Genomic DNA, 13399 nt, shown 5'->3' with positions numbered 1-13399 from the left:
CTGAACGGGCGTGACTTTCGCATAAGCGCGGGTCATCAATGCCGCCATGGAACTTTGGATTATTGCCTCTGTGGCTGCGGCCGCGTTTCAGACCGTGCGCTTCATGTTGCAGAAACATCTGGCGTCAGTGTCGCTATCAGCGGCAGGGGCGACTTTTGCCCGCTTTCTTTATTCCGCGCCCGTTGCTTGCCTGATCCTTGTCGGGTTTGTCGCCGCAGGCCGCATTGATTTGCCCGTGCTGGGGTTGGACTTCTGGATGTTCGGCATGCTGGGTGGCGCGGCGCAGATCACGGCCACAGTGTGCACAGTCTTGCTGTTTGGCCGCAGGAACCTCGCGGTGGGCATGGCGTTTATCAAAAGCGAGGTATTCTTCACGGTCTTGATCGGGCTCGTTTTGCTCTCCGAAACAGTCTCAATTGTCGGGTTTGGCGCGATCGTCGTTGGTGTTGCAGGGGTTTTGGTTTTGTCAGGGCCAATCGAGGCGACAGGCACCGGTTGGCGGCGTATTCTGAGCCCTTCGGCGGCGCTTGGGCTAACCGCGGGAGCTTTGTTCGGTGTTTCCGCCGTGGCGTATCGCGGAGCGTCTTTGGCGGTGGAGTTGGACGCGCCTCTGGCGCGCGCTCTGGTCACGCTGGCGGCTGTAACAGCCATGCAGATGGTTTCCATGTGGACTTGGCTGCAGCTTCGGGAACCGGGAGAGGTCGGGCGGGTGTTGGCCGCCTACAAGAGCGCAGGGTTTATAGGCCTTACCAGCATGGCAGGTACTTTCTGCTGGTTTACCGCGTTCACGCTACAGAACGCAGCATATGTCAAAGCCGTTGGTCAGATCGAACTCGTTTTTGGCATTGTCGGCACTGTGCTGTTCTTCCGCGAAACGATCAGCAGGCGGGAATACTTCGGCATGGCGCTGCTGGCGGCTTCTATCTTTGGATTGATTCTTTACGCCTAGTCGCGATCCCAATCCGGCGCGTGGCCGCGCAGGCGCAAAAAGTGGCTTGCTTCGTCATCGTTCTTGAAAAACGGGACGTTTTCCGGCGCCTCAGGACGGTCAAGGCGGCCCTCGACCTCAGCCAACACCACTTCGGTGATGAAGGGCAGATCAAATTCGCGCGCTTTCTTGAGCGGGACCCATTGCAGGTGGGACAGCTCGTCACAGGCTGCGGAAAAGTCGTCCAGATCGGTGGCGACTGCGGCCGCGTCCAACAGGAAAAAACGTGCATCAAACCGGCGCGGACGTCCGGGAGGCGTAATGGCACGAAATACAAATTGCAGCGCGTCGGCACGCGGCAGGTGACCGGTGGCTGCGAAAGTTTCCCAATCTGAGGGAGGGGCGCTTGCCCATGTGCCCTGTTCGCCAAGGATCAGTCCGGTTTCTTCCCAGAGTTCACGCACTGCCGCAACCGCAAGTGGATGGGCGAGATTCGGTGCAGATTGTTCGCCCAATCGGGCCTCGCAAACCGCGGGCAAGGGGCGGGCTAGGGTGATGTTGCTGTCTGCCGCGTCCACTGCACCGCCTGGAAAGACAAACTTGTTGGGCATAAAGGCCGCTTTGGCGCCACGTTGCCCCATCAGGATCTGCGGGTTCGTCTCGCGATCACGCAGCACTATAACTGTTGCGGCATTGCGGATGGCGGTTTTGTCGACAGATGGCGTGCTCATGAATTCCCCTCGGATCGTGCGGGGCCTTTATAGAACGGATTTCAGAATCCGTGCATCCTTCGTGCCCATTGAAACGCAACGACACAGCCCTTCAGTCTGGGCAGAAGGTAGAGCGAGAGCCCGACGCAGCCAACCGCAAAAACGGTGAAGAGAATGAGTGGGTCCGGACGCCAGTGGACAAAGGCGACGTGCAGAAGGGGCGCCAGGATATGGCCAACAATCAGAATGGTCAGATAGGCAGGTCCGTCGTCAGCCCGCTGGTGCGAAAGATCCTGTTTGCAGACCGGGCAATGGTCGCGGACCTTGAGATAGCCTTTGAACATTGGGCCTGTGCCGCAGTTGGGGCACTTACGTTTCCAGCCGCGCAAAAGCGCCGGTTTTACAGGGCGCTCGTTTTCGATGGCGGTTTCGGAAATCGGGTCTGTCACTGTGCTCATACTCAATACACTTTGATCTGTTCGCGCTATCAAGATGACCCTAGTGCAGCCGAGTTAAAAGGGCGCAAATGCGCTTGCGTCGCCATGTCGCAAAAGCCAAGCGGGGCCAGCCTAAAAAAAAATATCGGAAACTGCGACGGAAAACGCCGCTCCGGCCGTTTCACCATCACGAAACAGGCACAGAGAGCCGATGCGCCATGCGCATTTTCTGAAGGAGACCGAAGACATGAAAACGAGTTATTTTATTGGTGGTGTTGTCGTCGCAGCCCTGAGTGTTACCGCAGTGGGCGCGTCAGCCAAGGAAGGCGACCGGCATCATCGTGGCGGTGAGCCCATGACCTTTGAACAACTGGATACCAACGGCGACGGTTTCATCACCGTTGAAGAGATGGAAGCACACGCCAAGTCGCGTTTCATGCAGCTTGATACGGACGGAGACGGCGCGATTTCTTTGGAAGAGATGAAATCGAAGTTCTCGGCCAAGGAAGGTAGTGAGGGCAATTCGGACCGTCGTGCCAAGAAGCTGGACAAAATGTTCTCCAAAATGGACACAAACGGCGACGGTAAGTTGACCGAAGACGAAATGAAACCGCGCGGCGATCGTCATGCCAAGATGTTTGAGCGTATGGACGCCGACGGAGACGGCAAGATCAGCCAGGCAGAATTCGACGCGCACAAGGCCGAGCGACAAGCCAAAATGGCCGACCGAAAAGCCAAGATGTTTGAAAAACTCGACACCAATGGCGATGGCGTGATCTCCAAGGAGGAGTTCGAGGCCGGTAAATTCGGCAAGAAACGCGCAGGCAAAGCTCAGGGTAACTGAGGTTTGTCAGGATCGTCGGGCGGCCATTCGCCGTCCGACGATAATGCCGAGATTGCAACACGTACGGACACAGGCTAGCCATCGGGACCATGACAATGCCCTATGACCAGCAACAGGATATCCCTGATGAAGCGCTTTTGGTGCTTTACGCAAATGGGGATGGCGCGGCGGCCCGCGCGTTGACCTTGCGGTTGACGCCTCGGGTTTATGCGCATGCCTACCGGATGCTGGGGAGTCAGGCTGATGCGGAAGACGTGGCGCAAGAAGCCTTGATCCGGCTCTGGAAAATCGCGCCTGACTGGCGACAAGGTGAGGCCAAGGTGACGACATGGCTATATCGTGTGGTGGCCAATCTTGCGACTGACCGGTTGCGCAAGGCGCGTGGCGTCGCTCTCGATGCGATTCCCGAACCTGAGGACGACGCCAAGTCTGCGGCGGAAACGATGCAGGATCGGGCGCGTCAGGACGCTTTGCAAACCGCTTTGGCGACGCTGCCAGATCGCCAAAGAGAAGCGGTCGTGTTGCGCCACATCGAAGGTCTGGGCAATCCCGAGATTGCCGAGATCATGGACATAAGCGTCGAGGCTGTGGAAAGTCTGACGGCGCGGGGGAAACGGACGCTGGCCAAGGCTCTGGCCGGACAGCGCGAAGCATTGGGGTATACCGATGGCTGACAAAGACAGAGAAAAAACGCCGCTGGCGCGCGAAGACGAGGCGTTGCTCGACTCGCTTTTTGCGGCAGCCAAGGATGATGCGGCTGCTGATCCTACGCCGGACTTCATGGCGCGTGTGCTTGCTGATGCAGAAGCAGCGATGCCGGTGTCGAACCCGGTCGCGCAGGCCGCTGAAGTACCGCGGGCGTCTTTTGTGGCGAAGGCCGTTGCTTTGCTTGGTGGGTGGCAGTCCGTGTCCGGATTGGCTGCAGCCACCGTGGCCGGTGTCTGGATTGGAGTGGCGGCGGGGCCGGCAATGTTGCAAAGCGACATCGGCACCAGCCTGATTGTATCGAGTGAAGAAACCTATCTCTCGGCGTTGGACGCAAGTTATGCCTTTCTGGGCAACTGACGGGGCCGCCGGGTGAGAGACGAAAGGCGCAATCATGACGCAGATCGATGAAAAGAAACAACGCCGACCGTTGCGCGGATTGCTGGTGGCGTCATTGGCGGTGAACCTTCTGGTCCTTGGCGTGATCGGGGGGGCTGTTCTGTCCCATCGTGGTGGACACGGCGGAGACGGGCCGGGTGCCAAGGAACGGTTCGGAACGCCGTATGTTCAAGCCCTTAGCCGCGAAGACCGTCGCGCAGTGGGGCGCGCAATCCGGCAGAGCTATCGGGATGGCGGGCACACGCTGATGGGAGATCGGGCCCTATATCTGCAGACAGTGGAGGTGTTGCGCTCGGATGCATTTGATCCGGTGGTTCTGAATGACACCCTGCGCGACATTGACCGGTCCGCAGAGGGGCGGCGCGACCTAGCTCGTGCAAAACTGGTGGAACGTATTTCCGCGATGACACCTGAGGAGCGATCAGCGTATGCCGACAGGCTTGAAGAAGTGCTGAAACGCGGTCCGGACAAGCATAAAAAGGGCAAGAAAGACCTTGGTCCCAAAGAGGGCCCCAGCGAGAGTGATTGATCACGCGGCGGGACGTGTCATCGTTACCGAGTCCCGTCCGTCCGCCTTGGCGGAATAGAGCGCCCGGTCCGCGCGCTCAATCAGAAGACCAGCATCGAGGCGCTTTGGGTTGCTTGTCGAAGTCCGGGTCGCAAAACTGTCGTGCCCCATCGTCACGCCAATACTCACGGTCACCGGAACGCGAATGTCGCGGGCCCGCAAATAGACCGGGGTACTTCTGACAACATCGCGCAGGCGGTGCGCCATTTGCGTCGCGTCCTGAGCGCTGGTGTTGTGCATAACGATCAGAAATTCTTCCCCGCCGATGCGCGCAATTAGGTCACCGGCACCCATTTGGCTGCGCAAGCGGCGAGCGACTTCTGCAAGCACAACATCACCGGCGGCATGTCCGAATTTGTCGTTGACCGTTTTGAAGTGGTCGAGATCAGCCATCATCACTGCAAAGTCGTGACCAGTGGCTTGGGCGTGGTGAGCTATGCGTTCGAGTTGAGGGAGGGCGTAACGACGGTTATAGAGCCCGGTCAGCGGATCGGTGACGGCTGCATTCAGTCCGGCTTCCACGGATTTTGAAAGCCGGTCCGTCAACCGCTTGCGGGCAAGTATTGCAGCCAGTCGGACAGCCGCTTCTTCGGGATCGAAGCAGCCAGCCATGACATCGTTTGCCCCCAGATCCAAAGCGTTGACGCGCGTAGAATCGTCCTCGCGGTCAAGTACCATCAGAACAGCTGAGTTTCTGGTGGTGGAACGGGCGCGGATTTCGGCAAGAAAGCGAAGAGCTTCCTCTGGCGCATTTGTTTGGACACCGATCACAAAGCAATCAGGGTTTGCATACAGCGACATCGTCCGGACCGCGTCTCCAATGGGGAGTGCGCGCATTCTGTATGGCACGAGAGGTTTCAGGAAAGAGCTCCACCTCAGCGCATCACTGCCGTCTTGCGCCGCAAACACAACTGAAGATGGCGCGTCAAAGCTCGTGGTCTCTTCGTGCAGACCTGGAATTCTGGCAGCGGATTCTTGCAAGCGAAGGCCCTGTACGGTCTCTCGCGCACGCAAAAGACAGCGTATGCGGGCCAGAAAAGGGGCGTCTTTCAAAGGGGATACAAGCACGTCATCCGCGCCGGACCGCATTGCAGACAGCCGCTGGTCGCGAGAAAGGTGTGGCCCGACGACGATGAGGGGCGGCGCCGCGCTCTGGCCGCCGGATTTGTGACGGAGGCAGAAGGTTTCGCGGGTCATGTCTGTCAGGTCGCCCCCGGCGATGACGAGATCAGGCGGCGTTTCCGCGATCATGGACAAGGCCTCCTGTCCGCATTCTGCCTGACGGATGTCGAGAAAGCTTGCGGAAAGCTTGGCTTTCAGCACGCACCGGTTGGCTGCAATGCTATCGACGACCAAAAGATGACCTGTCATAACGGGACCTGGTTACTCGCAATTTGTTTGCGTTAACCTTGCGGCCACAAAGGTTAAGAAAAGCTTTCGAAAGTGATAAAAAATGACGCTATCGCATGAGGCAGCGGAAACTCTGGCGCTGGATGCGCTGACTTGGCTTGTCAACAATGATGAGGTATTGCCGGTGTTTATGGGCGCAACAGGTGCGTCCGTGGACGATTTGCGTGCCCGGGCTGGCGAGGCAGACTTTCTCGGGTCTGTGCTTGAATTCTTAACGATGGATGATGCTTGGGTGGTGGCGTTCTGCGATACGAAGGGCGTCGGTTATGACCAGCCGCTTATGGCGGCGCATGTTCTGTTAGGGTCTGCTCGGATGCACTGGACCTGAAGGCCATTCATCAACTCTTGCGCTTGTGTCAAACATCGACCTCGGGCAAGGTCGCGCTCAGTAATTTCGGGGATGAAGAACACGATGCGGGCGGACGGATTACTCTTCGACAAAGACGGCACTTTGTTTGATTTCGCTGCGACGTGGAATGCTTGGGCATTCGATGCGATTCACGGCTTCGCGGCGGGGGACAGCGCCTTGGCTGACCGGATCGCCGAGGCACTCGCTTTTGACCTGACCGCGAAGCAGTTTCGTCCGGACAGTTTTGTCATAGCCGGCACGAACCGAGAGGCAGCTGAAGCCGTAGCGGCCGTTGTGCCGGGGGCAGATGTCGACGCGATCGAAATAAAGATGGCGCAGGATGCGGCGCGAGCGCCGCTTGTGCCAGCGGTGCCGCTTTCGCCCTACTTGTCGGGGCTGCGCGCAAAGGGACTGAAGCTTGGCGTTATGACGAACGACAGCGAGTTTTCCGCCCAAGCCCAACTTGACGGTGCCGGAGTAAGCGGTCTTTTCGACTTCATTGCCGGCTTTGACAGCGGTTATGGTGCGAAGCCCGATCCTGAACCGCTCCTGGCGTTTGCTGATAAACTTGAGTTGGCGCCTGAGCGGGTGGTGATGGTGGGCGACAGCACGCACGACCTGATTGCCGGTCGCCGTGCGGGGATGCAAACCGTTGCAGTTCTGACCGGTGTGGCCTTGACCGAAGAGCTGGCGCCATATGCGGACGTCGTGTTGCCCGACATCGGGCACATCACCGATTGGCTGACTGCCTGAACTTCCATTTCTCGAACTAACTTTGGAACGTCCCGAGCTTTTCTGGGCTTCGGATCTTTGGCGTGATCTTTCGCCACTTGTGTGTTCAGCAGAGGACGCCTTCAGTGTTGCTGAAAGCGCGGGGGCGGGAAAACGACAAGTTCTGTCGCATTCACGCAGACTCAGCGTTCATCTCGCGCTTTTGTGGGACGCATCCGGCGATAGGAGGCGATCATGACAGACACAACCGCAGGAGATACGGGCGGACGCAGACGGCGCGGTGGCGGTAGAGCCGGCAACGCCGCACGTCGGATCAAGGCCGGAGTAATCGATCAGATGCCTTGGCGGTTGCCGGTCAACATGGATCGCCCGACGGAACCGCTCACCGAGGAAGGTGTGCAAGCGGTTCACGATGGATCGATGCGCATTCTCGAAGAGATCGGTATTGAGTTTTACAACGCTGAAGCGCGCGACATTCTGAAAGAGGCTGGCTGCATCGTCGAAGGTGATACCGTTCGGATGGGTCGCGACTTTGTCATGGAGATGGTGGCCAAGGCACCATCAAGCTGGACACTGACACCGCGCAACCCAGCGCACACTATCACAATGGGCGACAAGCATATCCTGTTTGGAAACGTCTCAAGTCCGCCGAACTATTGGGACATGGAATTGGGCCGCAAGGTGCCCGGTACGCGTGAGATGTGCGCCAACCTTTTCAAGCTGAGCCAGTATTTCAATTGCATCCATTTTGTTGGCGGTTATCCGGTGGAGCCGCAGGATATTCACGCCTCGGTGCGCCACCTCGACGTGATGTATGACAAGCTGACGCTGACCGACAAGGTTCCGCACACCTATTCGCTCGGCAAGGAACGCGTTGAAGATGCCATGGAAATGGTCCGGATTTCCGGTGGCTGGAGCCACGAGGAATTTGAGGAAAGCCCCAAGATTTACACCAACATCAATTCCACGTCGCCTCTCAAACACGATGAGCCGATGATGGATGGATGGATGCGCATGGCGCGGCGAAATCAGGGGCTCGTTGTTACGCCGTTCACACTGGCTGGTGCAATGGCGCCGGTCACGATGTCCGGCGCGGTTGCACAGTCGCTTGCCGAAGCTCTGTGCGCGGTGGCGCTCGCGCAGTACATCCGGCCGGGAGCGGCCTGTGCGATCGGAACGTTCACCTCCAATGTGGACATGAAATCCGGAGCGCCAGCTTTTGGCACTCCGGAATATATGCGGGCCACGCAGATGACAGGGCAGATGGCGCGGTTCTATGACCTTCCCATGCGGGCAAGCGGGGTCTGCGCGGCCAATGTGCCGGACGGACAGGCAATGTGGGAAACCTCCAACAGCCTTTGGAGCGCCGTGCAATCAGGTGCCAACATGGTTTACCATGCGGCTGGTTGGCTTGAGGGCGGGCTGATCGCCAGCCCGGAAAAGTTCATCATGGATTGTGAAGTTATCCAGATGATCCAGCGCTATATGGAGCCTGAAGTCTGGGCTACAGGGCCGGACGAAATTGCGATTGATGCGATCAAGGATGTTGGTAGCGCCGGGCATTTCTTTGGTATCCAGCATACGCAGGATCGGTACACCACCGCCTTTTATCAACCGTTTGCCTCCGACTGGCGAAACTTTGAGGCGTGGGAAGCGGCGGGCGGGGTGTGGACCCCCGAGCGGGCGCACCACATCTACAAAGAAATCATCACCAATTTCGAAGCGCCACCGATCGATCCTGCTATCCGAGATGAACTTGCGGCCTTTGTGGCCAAGCGCAAAGAGGAAGGCGGCGCACCGACTGACTTCTGAGCCAATACACCGCGTTGTTTTTTCAAGCAGTTTCGCGATAAAATTGCGCGGAGTTGCGGGAGAAGGCAGATGCATAGCGAAGATGGACGGACCATGGCGGGGCGCGCCGAGATGGCCATCATCGGGGCCGTCGCCGGGCTAAGTTTGTGGGCTTTGGGTGAGAAAGCACCGGATATCATCACCAACCCGCACGCCTATCTGGCGTTGGTTGCCACTGTAAGCGGCTTCTTCGCCGTTTTGTTGGGCCTGAGCGGTCCGCATCGCGTAGCACGGGCCGCGGTTCCTGCGATCCTTTTGGCGGTTGCGGGAGCAGTCCTTGTCACAATGTCTGGCCTCCGGTTTGACAGCATCGAAGACCTGAGCAGCGCCGGGCATCCTCTGGCGGTCTGGCTTGTATTTCTGTTTGTGGCTACGCCTTTTGCTGCTGTGAGAATGGTGCAGCATGAAAGTCTTACGGACTATGGATGCCTGTTCGATACCAGTTGGAGCATTCTGGTGCGCTATAGCGCCGGTTGGTTGTTTGCAGGTGTTCTGTTCGCCGTCGCCTACCTGTCGCACGAACTGCTGGACATTGTAGGTATTACGGTCATCGAAGAACTGTTGCGCAACGATCCGTTCCGTTGGGGTTTTCTCGGGTTTGCGCTGGGGCTGGGCCTGTCGGTCGTACACGAATTGCGCCAATACCTGTCCCCTTATCTCTTGCTTCGTATGCTGCGCATGTTGGTGCCAGTGGTGCTGGTTGTCGTTGCGATCTTTGCCGTGGCTGCGGTTTTGCAAGGACCGGATCAACTGTTCGGAAGTCTGAGCCGTGCCGCAACGCTATTGACGGTGGCCCTTGTGATGATTTCGCTCGTCTCTATCGCTCTGGATCGTGGAGATGCGGACGCGATAGACGTGCGCTGGATGCAACTTGCGACAGGCGCGCTGGCAATGCTTTTGCCGGTCATAGCTGGCCTGGCTGCCTATGCGATCTGGTTGCGGGTGGCGCAATACGGATGGACACCGCCCCGCCTTGTCGCGGCGATGATAGCGTTTGTTGTTATGCTTTATGCGGTTGCTTATCCCGCCGCGGTCATAATGGGTCGGGGATGGATGGTCCGCGTCTGCAAAGCGAACGTATGGATCGCTTTATCCTCATTGGTTTTGTTCGCATTATGGCTGTCGCCTGTGCTGAATGCGGAACGGATTTCGACGAACGATCAGGTTGCCCGTGCCGAGGCCGGAACGACGCCGTACTACGACGTGCCGGTCTGGGAGATGCGCAATGATTGGGGGCGTCCGGGACAGGCTGGCTTGAGCATCTTGGCTCAATCCGAGGATGCCGATTTGGCTGCCGCTGCGACGCGTGAATTGGAAGGCAAGGAGGCCGACCCTCAGGACACAAGGTCTGCCCAAATTACGGCCTTGTTAAAGGTTGTCGCGGTTTTGCCGAAGGGCGAGCAGCTCCAGCCAAGCGATTTTGATGGAATGTCCGATTGGGAGATTGAATCGCTTAGGGTCTGCGGAGAGGCCGCAGCCGAGCGATGCGTGTGGATTTTCGGCAATTTTGATCGCGGCTTTGAAGGCCGTCAGGCGATCCTGCTCCGCCCGACAATAAGTGGAAACAACTGGAGAGGTTGGTTGGGGAAAGAGCATCGCGGGCAACTTGAGTTCCAGAGCCTCGACCTCAGTTCCGGTGTGGCCGACATAAGTTCGGGACAAATTCAGCGCCTCGTTGAAGGTGATTTCGAAATTGCACCGTCGCGTTTGAACTCTATTTGGATAGGGGAATACGAATTATTACCGGTCGACTAGCGATGTTCGGACTTTCTTAAGGCTCCTGTGGCTTTATCATTGCAGGACGAATTGGGGTAAGCAGATGCATGGTCTGATTAACAGAGCCATTCAGTGTTTTGTGCGCGATAGCTATGGGCAACGTCGTTGGGTCGACGTGACCCGAATGGCCGGAGTCGAAATTATCGATTTCGAGGCGATGCTGCACTATGAGGACAGCATCACAACCAGTCTTGTGGCATCAACTGCCAAGTCTCTGGGAGTCCCCGAAGAAACAGTGCTCGAAGACCTTGGCACATATCTCGTGTCTCACCCGAATGTTGAAGCGCTGAGGCGCCTGTTGCGGTTCGGAGGCGTGAATTTTGTCGAGTTTTTGCATTCGCTTGACGACCTGCCGGAACGGGCACGTCTGGCCGTCGACGATCTCACGATTCCCGGGTTGGAGCTTGAAGAACACAGCCCTGAAAAGCTGAGCTTGCGATGCACCTATGAGCACGCCGGATTCGGTCACGTGATCATCGGGGTTCTCAGAACGATGGCGGACGACTATGGTGCGCTTGTGTTTCTTGAGCATAGCGGTGTCGAGGACGGCGTGGAAATCATTGACATCACCCTGATCGAAACCGCCTTTGCAAGCGGCCGCGAGTTCGATCTCGGCGCGCGTGCTGAGTAGGATGGTGCGGAGATGACGGTAACGGATGATATGTTGCATATGTTGGACGTATTGTGTCCGATGCATGTGCAATTGGATGGCCAAGGCGTGATTACGCACGCGGGTCCTACGTTGCAGAAACTGTACCCGGACATGTCGCTCGCAGGACAGCCGTTTTTGACCGTTTTCGAGTTGAGCCGCCCCAAGCGCATCACCGATATGGACGGACTTATACGCACAGCAGGGCAAAAGCTGCACCTGCGCAAGCGAACCGCGCCGCAGACCGGATTGAAGGGTGTTCTGGTACCAATGCCAAGCGAGAATGGCGCGATGGTGAACCTCGGGTTCGGCATTTCCATTCTCGACGCGGTCAGCGACTACGACCTGAATGCTGCGGATTTCGCGGCAACAGATCTGACCATAGAAATGCTTTATCTGGTCGAGGCGAAATCCGCTGCGATGGAAGCATCGCGAAAGCTGAACCTGCGCTTGCAAGGCGCAATGATTGCCGCCGAAGAGCAGGCGTTTACAGATACGCTGACCGGTTTGAAGAACCGTCGTGCGCTCGAGCATATCCTGCCGCGGATGGTGAACGATTGTACTGCGTTTGGCCTGATGCAGGTGGATCTCGACTTCTTCAAAGAGGTCAATGACACGCGCGGCCATGCTGCGGGCGACGCGGTTTTGCAGCACGTCGCGCGGGTTTTGGTGGAATCCAGCCGCGAAGAAGACTGTGTTGCACGCGTTGGTGGCGACGAGTTTGTGCTGGTGTTCAATGGCACCACCGATCTCGACATTCTTGGGCGCATTGCCGACCGGATCATTTCGGAAATCGAAACGCCGGTGCCGTTTCAGGACGCGATCTGCAAGGTATCTGCAAGCGTCGGTATTTCTGTCTACCAAGGCAGCAATGACACGGACATGGATACGCTACTGGCCGAAGCGGATACGGCGCTCTATGCATCCAAACATGCGGGGCGTTCGACTTACACAGTGTTTGATCCGCAGTTGAAAGAGAGCGGCCCTTTGGCGAGCTAGATCGCTATGCGCTGCCGGCTTTCACCACTCATGAAATCTACAAACAGCCGGATTTTCGGATCCTGGAACTTGCGGTGGGGATAGAGGCAACCGAAGGCGGCCGGCACAGGCGGTGTATCGGCAAGTACCTCCACCAACTCACCGTTTTCCAAATGCTGTGCTACGTCAAAGCGCACCTTGTTTGCGATGCCTGCGCCTTCGAGAGCCCATTGGGTCAGGACATCCCCGTCATCCGCGTCAAACCGCCCTTTGGCCTCGATCTTGCGGGGGCCCTTTTCAGTTTGAAGCGTCCAGAAGTATTCTGGCGAGCGCGGGAACCGCAACAGGAGACAATTGTGGTTTTTCAAAAGGTCGTCCGGCGATTGCGGTGTGCCTTTCCGTGCCAAATAGTCTGGTGATGCAACGAGAACTCTGTCGCAGTCTGCTATTTTGCGAAGTTTGAAATTGCTGTCTTTGAGCTCGCCGAGCACAAAGGCCACGTCGAGCCCGTCTTCGAGCAAATCGACTTTGCGGTCGGACAGTCGCAGGCGCACATCGACGTCAGGGTACATGTCTGAAAACGCCGGGATCAGCGGAGCTATGATCCTGCGGCCGACGCCAAGAGGGGCGGTGACGCGAATGGTGCCGCGCGGATGGTCTGAAAAGTCTGCAACTACGGCTTCGGCCTCCTCAAGAGCAACAATCACTTTGCGCGCGTGGTCGTAAAAGACTTTGCCGACCTCTGTTGGCGATAGGTTGCGCGTTGTGCGGTTGAACAGGCGTGCGCCAAGCCGGCTCTCAAGCTCCTTGATGCGATTTGAAGCAACCGCTGGTGTCAGGCGCAGGTCGCGCCCGCCCGAGGTGATGGAACCGAGTTCGACAACACGTACGAACACGCGCAGACTTTCCAGATAGGGCATGGTCACTCTCCATCGCGATTTGCAGGCAGTTTGCCTCTATTTCACGCATATTAGCAATGAAACAGGGGGGTATTTTCAATCATTTATTGAAATAGATTTGCGAAATGCCGCGTATCATCGCCCCTTCGGGGCGCTTTAGACTA

General features: G+C 57.6%; 15 protein-coding genes. 11 read left to right on the top strand and 4 right to left on the bottom strand.

Translation table 11 applies throughout. The features are described from left to right. Positions 1–46: 46 nt before the first annotated feature. Positions 47–949: a DMT family transporter gene (locus BXY66_RS10965; protein WP_132860140.1), complete on the top strand. Its 903-nt coding sequence runs from the start codon at positions 47–49 to the stop codon at positions 947–949. Here BXY66_RS10965 and BXY66_RS10960 read toward each other — a convergent pair. Continuing rightward, on the bottom strand, positions 946–1659 hold the full coding sequence (locus BXY66_RS10960) for an NUDIX hydrolase (protein WP_132860139.1): 714 nt from the start codon (positions 1657–1659) through the stop codon (positions 946–948). The genes BXY66_RS10965 and BXY66_RS10960 overlap by 4 nt on opposite strands. A gap of 41 nt (positions 1660–1700) precedes the next feature. Next, positions 1701–2096, bottom strand: coding sequence for a DUF983 domain-containing protein (locus tag BXY66_RS10955; protein ID WP_132860138.1), 396 nt, complete (start codon positions 2094–2096; stop codon positions 1701–1703). A 226-nt stretch (positions 2097–2322) separates the two neighbouring features. Between BXY66_RS10955 and BXY66_RS10950 the strand changes: the two genes are divergently transcribed. The 4 genes from BXY66_RS10950 to BXY66_RS10935 all read left to right on the top strand — a co-directional run bounded on the left by BXY66_RS10950 (position 2323) and on the right by BXY66_RS10935 (position 4552). Beyond that, a complete protein-coding gene (locus BXY66_RS10950) occupies positions 2323–2919 on the top strand; it encodes an EF-hand domain-containing protein (RefSeq protein ID WP_165929151.1) in 597 nt (198 codons plus the stop codon). Positions 2920–3008: 89 nt separating this feature from the next. After that, on the top strand, positions 3009–3593 hold the full coding sequence (locus tag BXY66_RS10945; RefSeq protein WP_132860136.1) for an RNA polymerase sigma factor: 585 nt from the start codon (positions 3009–3011) through the stop codon (positions 3591–3593). Continuing rightward, entirely contained in the window at positions 3586–3984 is a 399-nt protein-coding gene (locus BXY66_RS10940; RefSeq protein WP_132860135.1) for a hypothetical protein, read from the top strand. The genes BXY66_RS10945 and BXY66_RS10940 overlap by 8 nt, the downstream gene beginning before the upstream one ends. A gap of 34 nt (positions 3985–4018) precedes the next feature. Further along, the gene (locus BXY66_RS10935; protein ID WP_132860134.1) at positions 4019–4552 is read left to right on the top strand and encodes a periplasmic heavy metal sensor; all 534 of its coding nucleotides are present in this window, start codon (positions 4019–4021) and stop codon (positions 4550–4552) included. Here the strand turns inward: BXY66_RS10935 and BXY66_RS10930 are convergent, their stop codons facing one another. Further along, positions 4553–5962 (bottom strand): diguanylate cyclase, encoded by a 1410-nt coding sequence (locus BXY66_RS10930; RefSeq protein ID WP_132860133.1) that lies wholly within the window; start codon positions 5960–5962, stop codon positions 4553–4555. 82 nt (positions 5963–6044) lie between these two features. Between BXY66_RS10930 and BXY66_RS10925 the strand changes: the two genes are divergently transcribed. From BXY66_RS10925 to BXY66_RS10900, 6 genes are all read left to right on the top strand, one after another. Next, complete coding sequence (locus BXY66_RS10925; protein ID WP_132860132.1) at positions 6045–6329, top strand: DUF3572 domain-containing protein; 285 nt, start codon at positions 6045–6047, stop codon at positions 6327–6329. A gap of 72 nt (positions 6330–6401) precedes the next feature. Next, positions 6402–7103, top strand: a complete 702-nt coding sequence (locus BXY66_RS10920) for an HAD family hydrolase (RefSeq protein ID WP_243694349.1) — start codon at positions 6402–6404, stop codon at positions 7101–7103. Positions 7104–7316: 213 nt separating this feature from the next. Continuing rightward, a complete protein-coding gene (locus BXY66_RS10915; protein ID WP_132860130.1) occupies positions 7317–8894 on the top strand; it encodes a trimethylamine methyltransferase family protein in 1578 nt (525 codons plus the stop codon). Between the two features lie 69 nt (positions 8895–8963). Beyond that, positions 8964–10688, top strand: coding sequence for a DUF4153 domain-containing protein (locus BXY66_RS10910; protein ID WP_132860129.1), 1725 nt, complete (start codon positions 8964–8966; stop codon positions 10686–10688). Positions 10689–10752: 64 nt separating this feature from the next. Continuing rightward, positions 10753–11340 (top strand): heme NO-binding domain-containing protein, encoded by a 588-nt coding sequence (locus tag BXY66_RS10905; protein WP_132860128.1) that lies wholly within the window; start codon positions 10753–10755, stop codon positions 11338–11340. A gap of 12 nt (positions 11341–11352) precedes the next feature. Further along, on the top strand, positions 11353–12357 hold the full coding sequence (locus BXY66_RS10900; RefSeq protein WP_132860127.1) for a diguanylate cyclase: 1005 nt from the start codon (positions 11353–11355) through the stop codon (positions 12355–12357). On the opposite strand, the gene BXY66_RS10895 is transcribed toward BXY66_RS10900, so the two are convergent. Continuing rightward, on the bottom strand, positions 12354–13256 hold the full coding sequence (locus BXY66_RS10895; protein ID WP_132860126.1) for a LysR family transcriptional regulator: 903 nt from the start codon (positions 13254–13256) through the stop codon (positions 12354–12356). The two genes, BXY66_RS10900 and BXY66_RS10895, sit on opposite strands and share 4 nt — an antisense overlap. Between the last annotated feature and the right edge of the window lie 143 nt (positions 13257–13399).

The sequence above is a fragment of the Shimia isoporae genome (assembly GCF_004346865.1).
Lineage (GTDB): Bacteria > Pseudomonadota > Alphaproteobacteria > Rhodobacterales > Rhodobacteraceae > Shimia > Shimia isoporae.
The sequence above is the reverse complement of the archived record's forward strand: the minus strand, read 5'-3'. Positions and strand labels throughout refer to the sequence as shown.